General features: G+C 66.8%; 14 protein-coding genes and 1 pseudogene. 5 read left to right on the top strand and 10 right to left on the bottom strand.

What is annotated here, in order from left to right; genetic code table 11:
• Window positions 1–126 precede the first annotated feature (126 nt).
• Window positions 127–1,221 carry a tRNA dihydrouridine(20/20a) synthase DusA gene (gene dusA, locus ACFFJ7_RS05120; RefSeq protein WP_377590954.1) on the bottom strand — a complete coding sequence of 365 codons (1,095 nt, stop codon included), beginning with the start codon at window positions 1,219–1,221 and terminating at the stop codon, window positions 127–129.
• Between the two features lie 373 nt (window positions 1,222–1,594).
• Here dusA and arsC point away from each other — a divergent pair, with 373 nt between their 5' ends.
• Window positions 1,595–2,020: an arsenate reductase (glutaredoxin) gene (gene arsC / locus ACFFJ7_RS05115; RefSeq protein ID WP_377590953.1), complete on the top strand. Its 426-nt coding sequence runs from the start codon at window positions 1,595–1,597 to the stop codon at window positions 2,018–2,020.
• 253 nt (window positions 2,021–2,273) lie between these two features.
• Here arsC and ACFFJ7_RS05110 read toward each other — a convergent pair whose 3' ends face one another.
• The 8 genes from ACFFJ7_RS05110 to ACFFJ7_RS05075 all read right to left on the bottom strand — a co-directional run bounded on the left by ACFFJ7_RS05110 (window position 2,274) and on the right by ACFFJ7_RS05075 (window position 13,996).
• Window positions 2,274–4,601, bottom strand: coding sequence for a penicillin acylase family protein (locus ACFFJ7_RS05110; protein ID WP_377590952.1), 2,328 nt, complete (start codon window positions 4,599–4,601; stop codon window positions 2,274–2,276).
• 49 nt (window positions 4,602–4,650) lie between these two features.
• Window positions 4,651–5,784: a M20/M25/M40 family metallo-hydrolase gene (locus ACFFJ7_RS05105; protein WP_166947807.1), complete on the bottom strand. Its 1,134-nt coding sequence runs from the start codon at window positions 5,782–5,784 to the stop codon at window positions 4,651–4,653.
• A complete protein-coding gene (locus tag ACFFJ7_RS05100) occupies window positions 5,781–6,974 on the bottom strand; it encodes a M20 aminoacylase family protein (RefSeq protein WP_377590951.1) in 1,194 nt (397 codons plus the stop codon). Before ACFFJ7_RS05100 ends, ACFFJ7_RS05105 begins: the two co-directional genes overlap by 4 nt.
• A 23-nt stretch (window positions 6,975–6,997) precedes the next feature.
• The gene (locus tag ACFFJ7_RS05095) at window positions 6,998–8,659 is read right to left on the bottom strand and encodes an ABC transporter ATP-binding protein (RefSeq protein ID WP_377590950.1); all 1,662 of its coding nucleotides are present in this window, start codon (window positions 8,657–8,659) and stop codon (window positions 6,998–7,000) included.
• A 3-nt stretch (window positions 8,660–8,662) separates the two neighbouring features.
• On the bottom strand, window positions 8,663–9,544 hold the full coding sequence (locus tag ACFFJ7_RS05090) for an ABC transporter permease (protein WP_166947801.1): 882 nt from the start codon (window positions 9,542–9,544) through the stop codon (window positions 8,663–8,665).
• A complete protein-coding gene (locus ACFFJ7_RS05085) occupies window positions 9,544–10,485 on the bottom strand; it encodes an ABC transporter permease (protein ID WP_377590949.1) in 942 nt (313 codons plus the stop codon). The genes ACFFJ7_RS05090 and ACFFJ7_RS05085 overlap by 1 nt, the downstream gene beginning before the upstream one ends.
• Window positions 10,486–10,691: 206 nt before the next feature.
• Window positions 10,692–12,230 carry an ABC transporter substrate-binding protein gene (locus tag ACFFJ7_RS05080; RefSeq protein ID WP_166948865.1) on the bottom strand — a complete coding sequence of 513 codons (1,539 nt, stop codon included), beginning with the start codon at window positions 12,228–12,230 and terminating at the stop codon, window positions 10,692–10,694.
• Window positions 12,231–12,484: 254 nt separating this feature from the next.
• Window positions 12,485–13,996, bottom strand: coding sequence for a M81 family metallopeptidase (locus tag ACFFJ7_RS05075; RefSeq protein WP_377590948.1), 1,512 nt, complete (start codon window positions 13,994–13,996; stop codon window positions 12,485–12,487).
• A 190-nt stretch (window positions 13,997–14,186) separates the two neighbouring features.
• Between ACFFJ7_RS05075 and ACFFJ7_RS05070 the strand changes: the two genes are divergently transcribed.
• A complete protein-coding gene (locus ACFFJ7_RS05070) occupies window positions 14,187–14,954 on the top strand; it encodes an IclR family transcriptional regulator (RefSeq protein WP_246224955.1) in 768 nt (255 codons plus the stop codon).
• A gap of 111 nt (window positions 14,955–15,065) precedes the next feature.
• A pseudogene (locus ACFFJ7_RS05065) lies at window positions 15,066–15,233 on the top strand (ABC transporter substrate-binding protein); the annotation flags it as partial.
• A 103-nt stretch (window positions 15,234–15,336) separates the two neighbouring features.
• On the opposite strand, the gene ACFFJ7_RS05060 reads toward ACFFJ7_RS05065, so the two are convergent.
• Window positions 15,337–16,965: a sigma-54 interaction domain-containing protein gene (locus tag ACFFJ7_RS05060; protein ID WP_377590947.1), complete on the bottom strand. Its 1,629-nt coding sequence runs from the start codon at window positions 16,963–16,965 to the stop codon at window positions 15,337–15,339.
• A 259-nt stretch (window positions 16,966–17,224) separates the two neighbouring features.
• On the opposite strand from ACFFJ7_RS05060, the gene ACFFJ7_RS05055 reads away from it, so the two are divergent.
• On the top strand, window positions 17,225–18,400 hold the full coding sequence (locus ACFFJ7_RS05055; protein WP_377590946.1) for a CaiB/BaiF CoA transferase family protein: 1,176 nt from the start codon (window positions 17,225–17,227) through the stop codon (window positions 18,398–18,400).
• Window positions 18,401–18,436: 36 nt separating this feature from the next.
• Window positions 18,437–19,216 (top strand): enoyl-CoA hydratase-related protein, encoded by a 780-nt coding sequence (locus ACFFJ7_RS05050; RefSeq protein WP_166947791.1) that lies wholly within the window; start codon window positions 18,437–18,439, stop codon window positions 19,214–19,216.
• Window positions 19,217–19,222 lie beyond the last annotated feature (6 nt).

The following is a 19,222-nucleotide window of genomic DNA, read 5'->3' as shown; positions in this document are numbered from 1 at the left end:
CGCGCGGATGCAAGGCCCAAATGCGTGGCGGGGGCCCCGGCATGAATCTGCGGGCGCGGATCTCATATCCGCGGGCCGACGAGCCCGGCTAATCGGCCCGCGGTGAAGCCCGGTTGCCGACAAGTATCAGGAGGCGCCCTGCGGCAGCGCGGCCTGGCGGGCGCCTTCGTCAGCCTCGCCGGCCGGCTCACGGCTGACGAGGGCGACAGCCGCGCGCAGCACCTCAAGGCCCGCGCCGTGCCTGACGGCTTCCGTCGCGAGGTGGCGGCGGAAGAGGCGCGCCCCGCGCCGGCCGGGAAACAGCCCCAGCAGGTGGCGCGTCATCTGGTTGAGGCGTACACCCGCCTGCAGCTGCGCCCCCACATAGGGCATGAAGGCGTCGATGGCCTCGAACCCGTCCGCCACGGGCGCCGGTGCGGGCGCCTCTCCCGGCGGTGGCAGGGCGTCGACACCGAGCAGGATCTCCGGGTTCTGGTAGGCGGCCCGTCCGATCATGGCGCCGTCGAGCGGCCGCTCGACGCCGTCGCGAATCGCATCTTCCGCCGCCGCTAGCGTGGCGAGACCGCCGTTCAGCATGACGGGCAGCCCAGGCCGGTCCTGCTTGAGGCGGTGGACGCGGGCGTAGTCGAGCGGCGGGATGTCCCGGTTCTCCTTCGGGCTGAGGCCGGAGAGCCACGCCTTGCGCGCATGCACCACGAGCCCGTCGACGCCCGCCTGCACCACGGCCTCCGCGAGGGCGTCGAGAGCCTCCTGCGTGTCCTGATCGTCGACCCCGATGCGGCATTTGACGGTGACGGGAATGGAGACGGCACCCCTCATCGCCGCCACGCAATCGCCGACGAGCGCAGGCTCGCGCATCAGGCAAGCGCCGAACCGCCCGTTCTGGACGCGGTCGGACGGACAGCCGACGTTGAGGTTGATCTCGCCATACCCCCAGTCCGCGCAGATGCGCGCCGCCTTCGCCAGCTCGCCGGGGTCGGAGCCGCCAAGCTGCACCGCGATCGGGTGTTCCGCGGGTGAGAAATCCAGAAATCGCGCCTTGTTGCCGAACAGGATGGCGCCGGTCGTCACCATCTCCGTATAGAGCTGGACGCGGCGCGACAGCAGGCGATGAAAGAACCTGCAATGTTTATCAGTCCAGTCGAGCATCGGGGCAACCGCGTAGCGCGCACCGCCGAACGGGCTGATATTCCTTGTTTTATAGGCAACTGGCTCAAACATATGCAACTTCATTATAGCGAAAGACTGTTAGTGATCATGGACGGGGCGATCAAGAACGGGCCATTGACATGGACGGCATGGCGCATGGGGTCGAAACCATGCGGCAATCGAAGCCCGGAAGGCGCATGTAAACCAATTGCTTACATGGCGTCAAAGAATATGTAAGCAAAGAACTGACAGTCGCCTTCGAGGGGCGGGTATCGGGAGGGAGGCGGCATTCGTCACCCCGTTTCGTCATCTTGGAAGCCGCATGTCTGTCGCTCCCCCATCGAAAGCCTTGACAAGGCGACGCCTGGCAGGAAGCTGCGGGAGATCGGCCGGAGCGAGGGCCACGTCGCCCCGGTCCGAGGTGAGTTTCGGCATGAGGTGAATCATGGACGTCGTCATCTATCACAATCCCGCCTGCGGCACGTCGCGCAATACGCTCGCCATGATCCGCAACGCCGGTATCGAGCCGCACGTCATCGAATATCTGAAGACGCCGCCGACACGGACGATGCTCCAGCAACTTATAAAGCGCATGGGCATGCCCGTCCGCGCCCTCCTGCGTCAGAAGGGCACGCCCTATGCGGAGCTTGGCCTCGACGATCCGGGCCTGACCGACGACCAGCTTCTCGACGCCATGCTGGCGCATCCGATCCTGATCAACCGGCCCGTCGTCGTCAGCCCGAAGGGGGTGCGGCTCTGCCGTCCGTCCGAAGAGGTGCTGGATCTGCTGCCGCCCCAGCGGGGCGCGTTCACGAAGGAGGATGGCGAGCGCGTGGTGGACGAGCACGGCCGCCGCGTGGCGACGGCATAAGGACGGGCAGCGCCTGTCCCAGCCGGGTCCGTGACCGTTCCGGCAAGGCATAGGCTATCGCATAAGCGGGACGATGATGCTCAAAGTCCGGTCCCGGGCTTACACAGATTGCCGGCCGCAACGCAAGGTGCCGCAGAAACATCAATTATGTCAAATAATTGATGCAATCCGTCGGCATATGAAGCGATCTTCCCGTCGCGCCTGACCGCGCCCGGCGTGTATGCCGTTCGATGCAATCAAAACGACGGAAACACTATCCCGGCACGCACACGAACAATTGCCTGGTGGCGGCGTCGACGGCGTCGCGGCTGTAGACGAGCGGGTAGTATTCGCCGTCGCGCCAGGCGGTGGCGAGATCGCCGTAGTGGGGTGAGCCCGGCAGGCCGGACTGGCCCGGCGTGTTGACGAACAGGCTGTTGTCCCAGCCGCCGACGTCGATGATCATGCGCACCGAGGGTCCCGTCGTGACGTCGAGGTTCGAGGCGCGGTAACCCGCGTAGTTGGGGGTGGAGGAACTGCCGCCGAGCCGCACCGGCGGCATCGACCACACGGCGGCGCCCTCGGCGATGCCGTCAAGCGGATGCTTCAGCGACAGCCGGTGGATGTCGCCCCAGGCCCAGGCTGCCGGGTCTTCCCCCATGAGCGACCGGCACTCGGCCCAGGCCGCCGACAGGGTCGCGTCCAGCGTGGTCTGCAGCACGTCCTCGTCCGCCGCCCGCACCCAGTCGGCGATCGCCGGCAGGTTGACGGGCTGGAGCAGCGGCAGGTCCTCGTCGGCGAGCCCCGCGGCGCGGCCGAGCGCATTGCCGATATGGCGCGAGAGCCATATCTCGAAAAGCGCCGCCGCGCCGGACGAGGCCCGCAGGTCGCCATCCCACGCCCGCAGAAGGGCGTGCGCCGATGCCGCGTCTCCGCCTGCCCGGTAGCGTTCCCCCAGCAGGGAGACGAGGCGCGCGGCGGAGACGGAAAAAGTGTCGTTCTGGAGCCGCGCGCAATCGTCGAGCGTGACCTTGTCCCGTCGCGACACCACGTCGTGGATGCGGTCCGAGCGGCTCGCGTCGAGCCATTCGTAACCGATGGGCGGATGGGTCGCGGCCCAATCCGCGGGCACGTTCATGGCGTTCGCCGTTGCGATGAAGCCGCGTGCCGGGTTCCTTTCCACGGGGCCGTCCTCGGGCGCGAGGTAGCCCACCCATGCATAGCGGCCGTCGCCCGGCACGGGCAGCAGGCCGTTCCAGCCCTCGCGCAGCGGCGTCGCGCCGGACGGCTTCCAGCCGATGGTGCCGGCCAAGTCCGCATAGACGTGGTTCACCGACGGCGTGCCCCAGCCGCGCAGCGCCTGCGTATAAGCATCGAAACTACGTGCCCGCATCACTGCGAGGCTCGCCATGTAGGGCGCCATGCCGGCGTCGGTCCACACGGTGCGCAGCGCGTAGGCGCGGCGGGCGGCGGGATCGCGGTGGATCACCGGGCCGTGGCGGGTGAAGTAAAGGCTGCGCCGCTCGAACCCGCTTCCCCTGACGGGGATGTCCTCGACGCATTCCGTCATCCTCTCCCAGCCATCGCCGAAGCGGTAGCTGAGCGGATCGTCGGGGTGCGTGTCGTAGACGAAGACATCTTCCTGATCGGCGCCGAAGATCGTCAGCGCGAACGCGGCGGTGCCGTTGTGCCCCATCGAGATCCCCGGCACAGCCGGCTCTCCCGCGCCGATGGCGTCGAAGCCGGGCATCGAGAGGTGGACGACGTAACGGATCGAGGGGAGGGTGTGGATGCGGTGCGGGTCGAGCGCCAGGATGGGCCGCCCGGTGGCGGATTTTTCCGCCGACACGGCCCAGTTGTTCGACCCTTCCGACTGGACCGCCTGGACGATTTCCCCGGTGGGCGCGACCCTCCGCCACCGGGAGGCTTCCGCCGGCGTGGCCGCGAGGCGCTGTGCCGAAAAGCTCACCGGGGCGACCGCGAGATTGAAGTCGTCGAGGATCGCAAGCGGCAGGGAGGCGAGATCGAGGTCGGGAGCGGTCTGCGGTACGACGGGCGGCTCGCGTCGCAGGCGCAGTTCGTCCGCCGCGGCGCCTGCGCGCGCGGTCAGCCGGGCGCGCAGGATCTCCGACGTCGCGTTGCGGGTGAGGGAATGGCTGCGGATGCGCACGACATCCTCCGCCGCCCAGCGGGAAGGCGCGTTGCCAAGTTCCGCGAACTCCGGTGGCAGGGGGTGCGCGCCCGCCTCGATGCCGGCGATATAGGCATTGATGCCTGCGGCGAAGGACGCGCAGATGGCCTGCGCGTCGCTGCCGTAGGCCGCCCATTCCGCCGCCATGTCGCCCCTGTATAGGAAGAGGCGCGCGGCCCGGTCCTGCTCCAGATAGCCCGGCCCGAAATCGGCGGCGAGCAGGCCGAGTCCGCGCTTTCGCCACAGGTCGATCTGCCATAGCCGGTCGCGGGCCACGTTCCAGCCCTGGGCGAAGAACAGGTCGTCCCGGTTCCGCGCCCGGATGTGCGCCACCCCCCATGTGTCGACGGCGATCTCGACGGGTTCCTGCAACCCCTCGACGACGATCGGGGCGGGGGCGTTTCCGGGCATGGCTGGTTCATCCTTCTTGAGGGGCGCGCCGTGTCGTGGTCCGGCCGCGTTATCGCAGGCGTGTGAACAGGCCCGCGAAGAGCTGCGCGCGCTCGCGCAGGCTCGCGACCTCGATATGCTCGTTGAGCGTATGCAGGCCCGCGCCGCGAACGCCGATCGAGTCGAGAGTGGGAATGCCGAGCGCGCCGGTGAAATTGCCGTCCGAGCCGCCGCCGGCGCTCGCATGGGTAAGCTCGAAGCCGATTTCCCGGGCGATGTCGCGTGCGACGGCGTGGAGCGCCATCGTGCCCGGCTGGTCCGGCTCCCACACCGGCCGCGTGACGCCGCGTGTCACCTCGAAGACGACATCGCCGGCTTCGCCCGCCAGCGCGAGCATGCGCTCGACGCCCCGGTCCAGATCCTCCTGCTTCTTCGCCATGCTCAGCGCTTCGGCCTCGCACGAGGAAGAGACGCAGTTCACCCATTGCCCGGCATGAACGACGCCGACGCTGAAGGTGCAGTCGTCGGTCGTCATCGCCTCGATTTCAAGTATCTTCTGTGCCATGCGGGCGATGGCCGAGCGCCCCTCCGCCAAAGCGGCGCCCGCGTGGCTCGGGCGGCCGGTGGTCCGCAGGTTGTAGCGGGCGATGGCATAGCGGCCGGTGACTGCGCCGCCGTCGGCCAGCGCGGGCTCGGGAACGAGGACGTAGCGGTTCTTCAAGGCTTCCTGTTCAATCAATTCGCGCGTCGAGGGCGTGCCCACCTCTTCGTCGGGAGTGAGCAGGAAGGTGACGGGAAGCGGCGTTACCAGGGCGGCGCGCACGAGCTGGCGGATTGCCTCGAAGGCGACGAAATTGCCCGCCTTCATGTCCTGGATGCCGGGGCCGTAGCAAAGGTCCCCCTCCCGGCGGAAGGGCAGCTTCTCCAAGGTGCCGACGGGGTGCACGGTGTCGAGGTGGCCCGAGACGAGGATGCCCGGCGCGCCGAAGTCCCGGTGGGGGAAGCGCGCACGCAGCGACCCGCCGTAGCCCAGGCGCCCCGGGATGCGCTCGACATGCGCACCGGCCGTCGCGAAGTCGAAGGCGGCGACGTCCATCATGCGGTCGACGGCGGCGGCGTCGAACGTGGGGCTTTCACACGTGATCCAGGGCCGCAGCCGGTTCACCATGTCGTCGATGTCGAAGGGAAGATTGAGGGCGCTCATGCCGTCGGTTCCTTGTCGATGGGCAATCGGGTTTCGATGATGCGCGCGTAGATGGAGGCGCCGACGGGAAGGATGTCGGGATCCAGCACGAACGCGGGGTTATGCAGGGGAACGGTCCCGGCGTGACCGAGATTGAGGTAGCTGCCCGGCACGCGCCGCAGCATGTCCGCGAAGTCCTCGCTGCCCATGAAGGGCGCATCTTCCTCGGCGACGTTCCCGGCGCCCACCACGTCGGCGGCGGCCGCCAGATAGGCATCGGAGAGTTCGGCGTCGTTGAGCAGCACGTCGAAGATCTCATGGAAGGCGACGTCGATGGTGATGCCGTGGCCAAGGGCGAGGCCCTCGCAGATGGCGCGCATGCGCGACTGGACGAGGTCCCGCACGTCGGTGCTGAAGAAGCGGATCGTGCCTGTGATCGTGGCCGTTTCCGGGATGACGTTGTACGCAGAACCGGTGTGGAACTGCGTGCAGGAGACCACGCACGCATCCGTGGCGCGCACGTTCCGGCTGACGATGCTCTGCAACTGCTGGATGAGGTCGGCGCCGATCACCAGCACGTCGCGCGCCTGATGAGGCATGGCGGCATGGCTGCCCCGGCCCCGGAGATGGATGTCGAAGAACGAGGCGCCGGCCAGTGCCGCCCCCTTGCGCAGCGTGGCATGGCCGGGCTTGCCGGTCGGCTGGTTGTGCATGCCGTATATCTCGTCGCAGGGAAAGCGTTCGAACAATCCCTCCTGCAGCATGCGGCGCGCGCCGCCTAGCCCCTCTTCGGCGGGCTGGAAGACGAAGACGGCGGTGCCGGCGAAGCCCCGGCTGGCGGCGAGATATTGCGCGGCGCCGAGCAGCATCGTGGTGTGGCCGTCGTGTCCGCAGGCGTGCATCCTGCCGGGGTTACCGGAAGTGTAGGCGACGCCGGACGCCTCCTCGATCGGCAGCGCGTCCATGTCGGCCCGCACGCCCACGCGGCGATTGCCGGCGCCGCCGCGCGTCCCCCGGCCGTGCAGGATGCCGACGACGCCGGTCGTGCCGATGCCGGTGTGGACCTCGTCGAACCCCCACGAGCGCAGTTTGTCCGCGACGACGGCGGCGGTGCGGCTTTCCTCGAAGCCGAGTTCCGGGTGCCGGTGCAGGTCCTCGAAGATCGAAAGGAGATCGGCCGACCGTTCATGTATCGCGGGAATGACAGGCATGTGCTGGCCCTCTGTTTCTCATGTTAGCTGGCTTCCAGATAGCGACGGCCGGCGAAATCCCAGAAGCGCCCCGGCGCCGCGTCGATGAGCGTCCGGGTGTACTCGTGGCGGGGATGCGCGAGCACCTCGGCGGCCGGTCCCTGTTCCACGACGACGCCGCGCTGCATGACGATGACGTCGTCGCAGATCTGGGCGGCGACGCGCAGGTCGTGGGTGATGAAGATGATGGCGATGCCGACCGCTTGCTGCAGTTCCGCGAGCAGGTCGAGAACCTGCGCCTGCACGGACACGTCGAGGGCGGAGACGGCCTCGTCCGCGACCAGCACGTCCGGACGCAGCGCGACCGCACGGGCGATGGCGATGCGCTGGCGCTGTCCGCCCGAGAACTGGTGCGGGTAGCGGTTCAGGGCGTCCTCGGGCAGCGAGACGATCTTGAGCAGGCGCCGCGCCTCCGCGACAGCGTCATCCCGGCTGATGCCGTAGTTGAGCGGGCCTTCGGTGAGGCTCTTCTCGATGGTCCAGCGCGGATTGAGCGAGCGGAAGGGGTCCTGGAACACCACCTGCAGGTGCTTGCGATGGCGCCTGAGCTGCGGGTGGGGCAGATAGGCGATGTCGTGGCCCTCAAGGAAAACATGCCCCTCGGTGGGGTCGATGAGGCGCATGATCGAGCGCGCGACCGTCGACTTGCCGGAGCCGGATTCGCCCACGATGCCGAGCGTGCGGCCGCGCTTCAGCGTGAAAGTGACGCCTTGCGCGGCCTTCACCGGCGGCCGCCGGTTGAACAGCGAGCCGGCATGATAGGTCTTGCCGAGGTCGCTCACCTCCATGACCGGCGGCTCCTTCGGCTCCGGGCGGGGCACGCGGGGCGTCAGGCCGGGGATGGCGTCGAGCAGGTCGCGCGTGTAGGGTTCCCGCGGGGTGCGCAGGATATCTCCGATCGGGCCGCTTTCCACCACCCGCCCATGCCGCATGACGCAGACGGAATCGGCGATCTCGGCCACCACGCCCATGTCGTGGGTGATGAACAGCACGGCCGTGCCGTGCTTCTCCTGCAATTCGGTGATCAGCGAGAGGATCTGCTTCTGGGTCGTGACGTCGAGCGCGGTTGTCGGCTCGTCGGCGATGAGCAGGACGGGTTCGAGGATCAGCGCCATGGCGATCATGATGCGCTGGCGCTGCCCGCCGGAAAGCTGGTGCGGGAAGGAGCGGTAGATGCGTTCGACGTCGGGCAGGTGCACCTGCCGCATGATGTCGAGCACGCGGGCGCGTTTTTCGTCCTTGCCGAGCCGGGTGTGGAGGTCGAGGACTTCGGTGATCTGCCGGCCGACCGGCATGACCGGGTTGAGGGCGGTCATCGGCTCCTGGAAGATCATGGACAGTCGCGTGGCGCGCATCTCCCGCATCTGCGCCTCGCCGAGCGAGAGCAGGTTCTCGCCCGAAAGCGAGATGCGTCCGGAACGCACGGCGAGCGAGCCCTTCGGCAGCAGCCCCATGGTGGCGAGGGAGGTGACGGACTTGCCCGAGCCGGATTCGCCGACGAGGCAGAGTGTCTCCCCCTTGCGGATGCGCAGCGAGATGCCGTGCAGGAATGGTTCGTTTTTCGACGTGTGGGCCAGGCCGACCACGAGGTTCTCGATGTCGAGCACGACGGGGGCGCCGGAAAAGTCGCGGTTGCGCAGTTTCATGCCTCAGCCCTCGCGCATCTTGAGACGGGGATCGAGCGTATCGCGTACGGCGTCGCCGAGCAGGTTGATCGAGAGGATGCACAGCGTCAGCATCAGCCCCGGCCACAGCACCAGCGAGGGCTTGATGCGGAAGAAGGTGCGCCCTTCCGCCATGATGTTGCCCCAGGTCGGGATCTCGGTGCTGACGCCCGCGCCGAGGAACGAGAGGATCGCCTCGGTCAGGATGGCGGATGCGACGATATACGTGCCCTGCACGATCATCGGCGCCATCGTATTCGGCAGCAGGTGCTGGAACAGGATCTTGAACGTGCTCGATCCCAGCGCCGCCGCGGCCTCGACATAGGGCTCCTCGCGTGCCGTCAGGATCACGGCGCGCACCAGGCGCACGACGCGGGGTATTTCCGGAACGGTGATCGCCGCGACGACGGAGCCGATGCTCGGGCCGTTCAGCGCCACGAGGGCAATGGCGATGAGGATCGAGGGCATGGCCATCAGCGCGTCCATCATGCGCATGATGACGGCGTCGGCCCCGCGGAAGAAGCCGGCCACCAGGCCGATCAGCACGCCGAGCGCCACGCTGACCGCCGCCGCCGCGATGCCGATGAACAGCGATATGCGGCCGCCGATGATGACGCGGGAGAGGAGGTCGCGGCCGTAGGCGTCGGTGCCGAGGATATAGTCGGCACTCGCGGGCTTCAGCCGTTGGAGCGGCGACATGGCCATGGGGTCGTGCGGCGCCAGCCACGGCGACAGGATCGTCACGACGATGATGAGGAGCAGCACGACGGCGGCGATGGTCGGACCGATCCCGAGGGCCGCCACACGGGGCAGCGGCAGGAAGCGCAGGATGGATCGCATCCCGGAGGGGCGGGTTGTCTGGGCCATCAGTAACGGATCCTCGGATCGAAAATGGTGTAGGAAATGTCGATGAGCAGATTGATCAGGACGTAGATCGCGCTCGTCAGCAGGATCATGGCCTGGATGACGGGATAGTCCCGCGCCAGAACCGCATCCACCGTCAGGCGCCCGATTCCCGGGATGTTGAAGATGCTCTCGGTGACGACGACGCCGGAAATCAGCAGCGCGAAGCCGGTGCCGACAATCGTGACGATGGGAATGGCGGCGTTGCGCAGCGCGTGGATGAACAGCACGCGCCGTTCTCCCGCGCCTTTGGCGCGCGCCGTGCGCACATAGTCCTCGCCCAGCACCTCCAGCATGCTGGCGCGCGTCATGCGGGCGATGAGCGCGATGTAGATGGAGGCCAGCGTCAGCGCCGGCAGGATGGCCCGTTCGAGAAACGGCACGATCCCCTTGCTGATGGGCGTGAAGCCCTGCACCGGCAGCCAGCCGAGGTTCACGGCGAACAGCAGCAGCAGGAGATAGCCGACCAGGAACACGGGCATCGAGAAGCCCAGCACGGAGAAGCTCATGACGCAGTAGTCGACCCAGGAGCGCCGCCGCCACGCCGCCGCCACGCCCATGGGGATGGCGAGGACGACGGAAATGGTGATGGTGAGCAGTGCGATGGAAATGGTCGGCCCAAGGCGCTGGCTCATCATATCGATGACCGGCACGCCCGAGATGAGAGAGACGCCGAGGTCCCCCTGCAACAGCGCGCCCATCCAGGTGATGAACTGGATATGGATCGGCTGGTTGAGCCCCATGGCCTCGCGGATGCGCTCCAGTTGGGCGGGGGTCGCGGCATCGCCCGCGATGATCGCAGCCGGGTCACCGGGGGTGAGACGCAGCAGCAGGAACACGAACACCGCGACCAGCAACATGACGGGAATGACGGCAGCGATCCGTTTGAGAATGTAGGCCAGCATGTCGATCCTCGCTCGCCGAATGGTTGTTGAAGGGGGAGACCCGCCCGGGACACGTCCGGCGTTCCCGCCGGCCTTTTCCTCCTTCCGGCCATGACCGTCCCGTTCCCGGACGTGGCGGCTTGCCGCTGTCCGGGTTGTCAGGGAGGGGGCCGGTTGTTATTGGCGCCGCGCCGAGCGCGACGCCGCCCGTGCTGGACGGGGGCGGTTCATTCCGCCTTGTTGAGGTTCCAGAACACCGGGATCGGCGCGCGGATCATGTCCGTCACGCTGGCGCGCCGCGCCTGGGGCGGGTTGTACTCGCCGAGGGGGATGTAGAGGACATTCTCCATGGCGTGGGCCTGGATCCGCGCAGCAACCTTCGCCTGGTCCTCCGGCGTCGCCGCCGCGATGAACTCCTGCTTCAGCTTCTCGATCTCGGCATCCTGCGGCCAGCCGAACCAGGCCGTGTCGCCGCGCCCGTTCAGCATCACGTTGTTCAACGGGCCGGCGATTTCCGGGATCTGCCAATTGGTGAAGAAGACGTTCCAGCCGCCGTCCTTTGGCGCCGCCTGGGAAGCGCGCCGGCCGACCAGCGTCTGCCAGTCCATCGGCTGCATGTCGACATTGAAGCCGGCGGCGCGCAGCAGCTGGGCCGCGACCACGGGCTGGGCCGTGAGGCTGGAGACGTCGGTCGGCTGCATCAGCACGACGGGCGTATTGTCGTAGCCCGCCTCCTTGAGCAGCGCCTTCGCGCGCTCGGGGTCGCCCTTGGCGATGAGCGTCTCGGCCCCGGCCTCGGACGCGAGCGGCGTGCCGCAGCCGAAGATCGCGCCGCAGGGCTTGTAGAACTTCGGATCGCCCATCATCGTCGCCAGCACCGGCTCCTGAGAGAGCGCGAGCAGGGCGGCCTGGCGGATCTTCTGGTTGTCGAACGGCGGGTGCTTGAAGTTGAGCCGGCCCATCGTCTGGTATCCGAGCGGGTCGCGCAGTTCGAGCACCACCTTGTCGTCGCCGTCGAGGAGCGGGGCGAGATCGACCGGAACCTGCTCGATGTAGTCGATCTCGCCGCTGGCGAGCGCGTTGACGGCGGTCTGGCCGTCGGTCATGGTGAGCCACCGCACCTTGTCGACATTCACGACCTTGCCGCCCGCGAGCCAACTCGCCGGTTCGCTGCGCGGCACGTAGTCCGTGTTCTTGACGTAGGAGACGCCGACGCCCGGCTGGAACTCCTCCGGCACGAACTTGAAGGGGCCGGAGCCGATATGCTCCTTGATGGCGGTGTCCGCGGGGGTCTCCGCGATGCGCGCCGGCATGATGAAGGGCGGCAGCGCCGACTGTTTGGCGATGGTGTCGAGCAGCGGCGGGAAAGGCTTGTCGAGCGTCCACACCAGCGTCTTGTCGTCCTTGGCTTCGAGCGACGCCGTAATGTCCATGATGAGCTGGCCGCCCGCATCGCGCTTGGCCCAGCGCTGGAGGGAGGCGACCGCGTCCGCCGCCGTCACGGGGGCGCCGTCATGGAATTTCAGGCCGTCGCGCAGCGTGAAGGTGTAGACCTTGCCGTCGCCGGATACCTGCCAGTCCGCCATCTGCGGCTGCGGCTTGAAATTCTCGTCGACCGCGATCAGCACGTCGTAGATCATGTAGGCGTGGTCACGGGTGATATGCGCGGTGGTGATGACCGGATCGAGGACGCGCAGGTCTGAGTGCATCACGGCGGTCACTGTCCGGGCGGAGGCGGGCGCCGCCGAAAACCCTGCGACCAGCATCAGCACCGGGAGCGCGAGGCCGCCCAGCAGCGCGCGCGGCCGGAGACCGCGCCTCGCCGGACGCCTGGCATGTACTTCGCCGTCAATACAATGCGTTGCTGATACAATTCTTTCCTGACCGATAATAGACATGGTTTTTTATCCCTCTGGAGAACATGATTTTCGTTTGTCATGTTTTATATTGACGTTGCTGCGGAGGCTGAAGACAGTTTCAGGAGGCCGTTACCTCCCGGAAACGCCGACGCCCGCCGAGGTTATGCCGCCGGCGAAAACGGCCGGCCGAGAGGTTCCAGCCGGATGCCGGGCCGGAGCCGCTTCCAGGCGAGCACGGCGGGGCTGAGCGGCATGGGGCCGGGCGCGGTGCATACCAGGATGGTTTCCGCGATGGGATCGAAGTCCGCGCGGAAATGCACCGAACTCTTGTTGACGAGGATCGCCTGCCGCTCGGGCTCGATGCCGACCATGCGGTAGAGCGCCCGGTCGGCCATCTGCGCCTTGTGCGAGACGACGACGACGCGGATGTCGTCGATGCGCAGCGCGGCTGAGGGGCCCATTCGCATGTGCGCCCCACCGTAGTAGGGGCCCGGCGCGACGACGTTCCCGTCCGAAAGGCGCTCGACCGTGAAGGTGCCGACGAAGGGCGCGTCGCCCGGCACGCCGGAGCGGCCGCCGAGCGCAAGCGTGACCTGTGCTCCTTCTCCGGCGGCATGCGCTGCCTTCGCCGCCTCCGGATCGAAGAGGCACCCGAGCGCCGCCGCCCGCGCGCCACACGCCACCAGTGCCCGCAACATGCCGGTGGTGTCGGAGTCGCCGCCGGCGCCGGGATTGTCCTGTGTATCGGCGATGATGACGGGCCGCGTGGCCGTGCGGGCGATCTCCATCGCCGCGCGTACCCCCGCGTCTGGTTCGTAGGACGTGCCGGCGAATGCCGGCTCCGCGGCGAGGACTGCGTCGTGCAGCGCGTCGGCGGCTGCCTCGACCGCTGTCTCGGAGCGGCCGTAGGTCACGACCACCGGGCCGCATTCGGGAAAATCGGCTGCCGGGAACCCGGTGAAGAGCGAACTGGACGTCACCTGCCCGTCCCTTTCCTGCGCCACGGTGCGGGCGTAGAGCCCTTTTGCGGGCTCCTCGCTCGTGCATTGCCACGCGATCGGGATGAGGTAATCGAGGCGGCGAATGGCCTTGAACCACGGCTGCGGCCGTTCCATCAGCTCGCCGAGGACTGCCGCCGCGCGCCGGCCGGTGTCGGCCATGTCGATATGCGGATAGGTGCGAAAGCCGACCATGGCGTCCGCCGCCTCGAACATGCGCGCGGTGATGTTGCCGTGCAGGTCGAGCGCAACCGCGACGGGCACCCGCGGGCCTATCGCTTCCCGCACGCGCGAAAGGAGCGCGCCTTCCCCGTCGTCCTCGTGCTCCGCGACCATGGCGCCGTGCAGGTCGAGGAAAACGCCGTCCAGCGGGCCGGCGTCACGGATGCCGGCGACAATCTCGCCGGCGATCGCCTCGTAGGCCGCGGCCTCGACGGGGGCGGAGGGGATCGCCCCCGCCCACAGCACCGGCACGACCTCCCATCCCTGCTCCTGCGCGTAGGCGATGGCGCCCGCGATGCCGAGGTTGATGCCGCGCGAACGCACGATCACGTCCGCGCCGCGGGCGAACGGCATGTAGCCTCCGCCCTGAATGAAATCGCCCATACGCGCCGGAGACGGGGCGAACGTGTTCGTCTCATGAAGAAAACCGGCGACACCTATGCGTCTTGTCATGACCCGCATCCCGCTCTGGATGGATTCCACTTTTTCTTGCGTCCTGATCGGACTGTGGATATCCTGTATCGCTCAACGATATAGTCATATTGGTAATACTAGGAGGGTCTTGAATGTCTTGTCAATCGCTTTTGGTGCGCAGATGACATTTCGGAGCGTGCACCGTGCGAACGCACAAAGGGCCATCAATTTGGAGAGCGACGCCGAGGGTGATCCGCTGTTCCTGCGCTCGGTTGCGCGGGTGATGCAGGTTCTGAATGCGTTCAACGACGCCCACCGCCCGCTGACGTTGAGCGAGATCGCCACTGCCGCGCGCATCGACCGCAGCGCCGCCCAGCGCATCGTCCATACTCTGCGGAAACTCGGTTACATCGCCCGCGACGACGACGACAGGGGCTACATGCTCGGGCTGCGCGTGCTCGACCTGACGCTCGATTTCATGCGCCTCAACCCGCTGGTGAAGCGCGCGAGCCCCATCCTGCTGGAGTTGCGCCGCCGGGTGAGCGAGCGCGTGGACTTGTCGCTGTTCGACGACACAAGGGTACTCTACGCCATGCGCATGCCGAGCAAGCGGGAGGCGTTCCACGCCACGCTTCCGGGGCACAGCGTGCCCGTCTACTGCTCCTCGGGGGGCGTGGCGATCCTGGCGCGGCTCGACGACGAGCAGGCGCGCGACATCGTTGCACGCAGCGACCGCACCCCCTTCACAGCCTTCACGATGCGCGAGGTGGAGGAGGTTATGCAGGCCGTCGAGGAAACGCGGAGGAAGGGCTTCGCCTGCCTCACGAACCAGATCATGAACGAAGAGGTCGCCATAGGCGTGGCGATCACGGCGCACGACGGCCGCCCGCTGGCCGCCATTCACATCGCCGGGTCGCTGCTCGAATGGTCGAAGGAGGAGTTTGTGGCGAATTTTTCCGGGTTGGTGATGGAAGCCGCGGACGCCATCGGCAGCTGAGGCGGGCCGCCGTTCAGGTTCGGAAGAGCGATGGAAGGCCCGCCGGTCCGGCTCCCTCCCCGGACGTGGCAAGCGTATTGCTAAAGGTGAGGTAAGCGACGAATGGCGGTCATCCGCGCGGACGGGCGCATGGTGCACGACATGTATCTGGTCCAGGCGAAGACGCCGGAAGAGTCGACCGGAGAATGGGATCTCATGAAGGTTCTGCGGACCATCCCGGGCGATAAGGCCTTCCGGCCGCTGTCCCTTTCCACCTGCCGGCTCGTCCGGAAGAGCTGAGTCCGCCCGGTCTCCCGGCGCCGGATCGTGTCATCGTTTCTGTGGAGCGATGACACGATATGACTTTTTGATTTTGAATGAACTTTTCAGATCGGAAAGCGCTCTATGGACGTTGGGAAATCTCTGCCAGCTTCTTGTAGAGATAGGAGCGCGATATGCCCAGCTCCTCGGCGGCGCGTTTCTTGTTTCCGCTGTGGCGTTCCAGCGCCTCCCGAATCAGCGCGTGCTCCACGTTGCCCACCGTTTCGCGGATCGTGGCGGAACTGTTGACGGGGGGCGGGGCTTGATGATGCTCCGCCTCGTCTTCCAGGCTGCGGAAGTTCGCCAGGGTCAGCTCGCTCCCGTCCGCGAAGATCATGGCGCGCTGCACCTCGTGATGCAGCTGGCGGACGTTGCCGGGCCAGGAAAGGCCTTGCAGCATCTGCAGGGCGAGCGGATGGATGCGCCGTACGGGCGAGCCGATGCGCTGGCTCACTCTCTGCACGAAGTGGCGCACCAGCAGCGGAATGTCGCCCGACCGCTCGCGCAACGGCGGAACGTAAAGCGTTACGCCGTTGATGCGGAAATAGAGATCCGCCCTGAAAGCCTCTTCCGAGATCATGCGGCGCAGGTCGCGGTTGGTGGCACTGATGAGGCGGAAATTCGTGGTGCGGGCGCGGTTGGAGCCGACCCGCTCGAATACCCCGTTCTCGACCACGCGCAGCAGCTTGATCTGCGTTTCCATCGGCATGTCGCCAATCTCGTCGAGGAACAGGCTGGAGCGATCCGCCATCTCGAACTTGCCGCTGCGGCCCTCGCGGCGTGCGCCCGTGAAGGCGCCGGCTTCGTAGCCGAACAGCTCGCTCTCGACAAGCGTCGACGGCAGGGCGCCGCAATTCAGCACCACCATGGGCCGCTCGACCCGCCGGCTGAGATTGTGAATGGCATGCGCCACGAGTTCCTTGCCGGAGCCGCTCTCGCCGGAAATGAACACGGGCACGTCGAGGGGCGCGACCTTGCGGATCTCCTCCTTGAGCTGGCGGATGGCATCGCTCTCGCCGACGATTTCCTCAAGGCCGAAGGCGCGATGGCGCAGTCCAGCGAGCTCTTTCTTGTAGTAATCCACCTCGGCACGCAGCGATGAAATCTGGCGCGAGAGTTCGTGCACCTCCTCGGGGGCCTTGAACATGACGCGCCCGATCGCGCCCACGAGCTGGCCATCGCGCAGGATCGGCACGCGATTGACGACACGGGCCACGTTTCGCATCTCCTGCACCTGCCCGATTTCCGGCGTCCCGGTCTTTGCGACGATGTGCAGGCGGGTGTTCTCGATCACGTCCTGCACGGGACGGCCGACGGCGTCGCCGCGCGCATGGCCGAAGAAGCGTTCGTGGACCGGACTGAGGTAGCGGAGCACGGAATCTTGGTCGACCACCGTGATCCCCTCGAAGGGGTTGGTGAGGAAGTGGTTCAGGATGTCGAACGCGATGTCCACGCTGAGGATGAAGTCCACGAGCGTGGACGATTTGTCCTCGCGATGGACAACCACCGCCGTCATGTCATCGGCCGTAGGCATGGCCAGCACGACGTGCGGCTCGTCCTTGTACGTCGTGGCGGAAATGCGTTTGCCCGCTCCCGTTCCCTTCATGTGATCCACGATCGCATCCGCCAGCCCGGACGTGCGAGCGGGCTCGGAAGCAAAGGATATGGCGCCGGTGTCGTCCAGGACGACAATATTCAGGAGGGTGGGCATGGGGCGTTTCCGTGTGTTCTTTGAGGACATATGATTCTTGCAAGTGTCCATGCTGAAAACAGCAAACAACAACGGAAACGCGGTGGCAAGGAGAAAATAGCCTGCAACCGTATGAAATATATGCGGTTCGTGTGGGTGGCACGGGGCTTGCTAGTCATCGTTGGCACAAGGATGACTAGCAATGACCGCAACAAATCCGCCTCACTTCAAACTCCCAGTCTCGAAGCTGCCGCCGGGCCGCAGATCGGAGAAGTTCCGAATGCTTGACGGCGTGCGCGTGCTGGATCTGACTACCTCGATTGCCGGGCCATATGCCACCATGCTCCTGTCGGATTTCGGCGCGGAGGTGGTGAAGGTCGAGCGTCCGGAGGGCGACGATGCCCGGCATTGGGGGCCTCCGTTCCTGGACGGTGAATCCCTCTGGTTTCTCTCGGTCAACCGCAACAAGAAGAGTGTCCGGCTCGACTTCTCAGTTCCGGAGGGGCGCGAGGTGCTCGCCGGCCTGATCGACAGCGCCGACGTGCTGGTGACCAATCTGCTACCCACGGCCCAGCGCAAGTTCGGCATCGATGCCGGCAGGCTGAGGTCGGCCCGGCCCGACCTGCTGCATGTGTCCATCACCGGCTTCGGCCTGAACGGGCCCTATGCCGCGCGCCCGTGCTACGACCTTATCGCCGAGGGATTTTCCAGCGTGATGGACCTGACCGGGCCGAGCGGGGCCGCGCCGCAGAAGGTGGGCGCGCCTGCCGCCGACATGCTGGCCGGCACCGATGCCGCACTCGCGACGCTGGCCGCTCTGAACCGCCGCGCCGTTACGGGTGAGGGCTGCACTATCGACATCGCGCTGGCGGAAAGCATGGTCCGCTTCATGGCGCCGCGCATCGTGCCCTTTCTCGGCTCGGGCGAGGTTCCGCGCAGGAGCGGCGGCACCGACAGCGTCATCGCCATTTACCAGACCTTCGACACCGCCGACCTGCCCCTGACGCTCGGCCTGGGGAACGACGGAATCTGGAAGCGTTTCTGGGACGCGGTGGAGGATCCCGCCGGGGCGGAGGGAGAGGAAGTGGCGACCAATGCGGCCCGCCGCGCCAACCGTGGACAGATCGTCGACCGGATCCAGGCGATCCTGCGCCGGCGCCCGCGTGCGGAATGGCTGGAACGATTCTCGAAGGCGAGGGTGCCTGCCGGGCCGATCTACCGCGTCGACGAGGTGGTGGAAGACCGACACCTGCTTGAGCGTGATACCTTCTTCCGAATCGATCAGAATGACCGCCAGATACCGCAGGTTTCACTGGGTATTCATGTCGATGGCGAGGCGGCGGGCTACGTCGCCGCACCACCCCGCCTCGGCGAGCACAGCGAGGAACTGCTGCGCGGTCTGCTCGGCTACGACTGTGAAAAAATACAAAGGCTGCGCACGCTCGGCGTGATCTGAGCGGCTGACAGCCCCGATTATTCAGGAGGAAACCCCATGGCATACGAAACCATTCTCTACAGCGAAGACGGCCCCGTCGGCACGCTCACGCTGAACAGGCCCGACGACGGCAACATGTTCAACGCCGTCATGTGCCGCGAGCTGCGCGACTGCATCGAGGCCGTGCGCACCGAAACGCGCACCCGGGTTCTGGTCATCACCGGTGCGGGCGACCGCTTTTTTTGTACCGGGGGCCGCAAGGACGGCCTGGAGCCGACCAACCTCTACGCCGGCGTGCTTCCCACGCTCGAAATGTACGACGCGATCGAGCGTCTCCAGAAGCCCGTCATCGCCAGCGTCAACGGTTTCGCGGTGGGCGGCGGCAACGTGCTGCAGATGGTCTGCGACCTCTCCATCGCCAAGGAAAGCGCCGTTTTCCGCCAGGTGGGGCCGATGGTGGGCTCGTTCGACGCCGGTTACGGCACCTGGTTCCTGGAGGACATCGTCGGCAAGCGGCGCGCCAAGGAGATCTGGTACCTCAACGAGAAGCTGACCGCACGGCAGGCCCTCGAATACGGACTCGTCAACAAGGTCGTGCCGGACGACCAGCTCGCTGCCGCGACGCGGGAAATGGCCCTGACCATCGCCGAGCGCGGCCCCTTCGCCCTTGCATCGCTCAAGGCGGCGTTTTCCGCGCGGCACTCCGGCGTCGGCGGGCTGGCCCGCCTGGCGCACGATCTGCTGCTGCGCGGCTATCTCGACTCCGATGAGTCGCACGAGCTTTCGGAAGCTTTCGCGCAGCGCCGCAAGCCGGACCCCGCCAAGTTCGGCAAGTGAGCGTGG

The organism is Pseudochelatococcus lubricantis (genome assembly GCF_042432495.1).
Taxonomy (GTDB): Bacteria; Pseudomonadota; Alphaproteobacteria; order Rhizobiales; family Beijerinckiaceae; genus Pseudochelatococcus; species Pseudochelatococcus lubricantis.
This window is presented reverse-complemented; position numbering and strand designations above follow the sequence as displayed.

Excerpts from the sequence above, each read along its gene's own strand:
- dusA (WP_377590954.1), bottom strand. The coding sequence starts at position 1,221 with ATGTTTGAGCCAGTTGCCTATAAAACAAGGAATATCAGCCCGTTCGGC.
- arsC (WP_377590953.1), top strand. The coding sequence starts at position 1,595 with ATGGACGTCGTCATCTATCACAATCCCGCCTGCGGCACGTCGCGCAAT.
- ACFFJ7_RS05110 (WP_377590952.1), bottom strand. The coding sequence starts at position 4,601 with ATGCCCGGAAACGCCCCCGCCCCGATCGTCGTCGAGGGGTTGCAGGAA.
- ACFFJ7_RS05105 (WP_166947807.1), bottom strand. The coding sequence starts at position 5,784 with ATGAGCGCCCTCAATCTTCCCTTCGACATCGACGACATGGTGAACCGG.
- ACFFJ7_RS05100 (WP_377590951.1), bottom strand. The coding sequence starts at position 6,974 with ATGCCTGTCATTCCCGCGATACATGAACGGTCGGCCGATCTCCTTTCG.
- ACFFJ7_RS05095 (WP_377590950.1), bottom strand. The coding sequence starts at position 8,659 with ATGAAACTGCGCAACCGCGACTTTTCCGGCGCCCCCGTCGTGCTCGAC.
- ACFFJ7_RS05090 (WP_166947801.1), bottom strand. The coding sequence starts at position 9,544 with ATGGCCCAGACAACCCGCCCCTCCGGGATGCGATCCATCCTGCGCTTC.
- ACFFJ7_RS05085 (WP_377590949.1), bottom strand. The coding sequence starts at position 10,485 with ATGCTGGCCTACATTCTCAAACGGATCGCTGCCGTCATTCCCGTCATG.
- ACFFJ7_RS05080 (WP_166948865.1), bottom strand. The coding sequence starts at position 12,230 with ATGCTGGTCGCAGGGTTTTCGGCGGCGCCCGCCTCCGCCCGGACAGTG.
- ACFFJ7_RS05075 (WP_377590948.1), bottom strand. The coding sequence starts at position 13,996 with ATGACAAGACGCATAGGTGTCGCCGGTTTTCTTCATGAGACGAACACG.
- ACFFJ7_RS05060 (WP_377590947.1), bottom strand. The coding sequence starts at position 16,965 with ATGCCCACCCTCCTGAATATTGTCGTCCTGGACGACACCGGCGCCATA.
- ACFFJ7_RS05055 (WP_377590946.1), top strand. The coding sequence starts at position 17,225 with ATGCTTGACGGCGTGCGCGTGCTGGATCTGACTACCTCGATTGCCGGG.
- ACFFJ7_RS05050 (WP_166947791.1), top strand. The coding sequence starts at position 18,437 with ATGGCATACGAAACCATTCTCTACAGCGAAGACGGCCCCGTCGGCACG.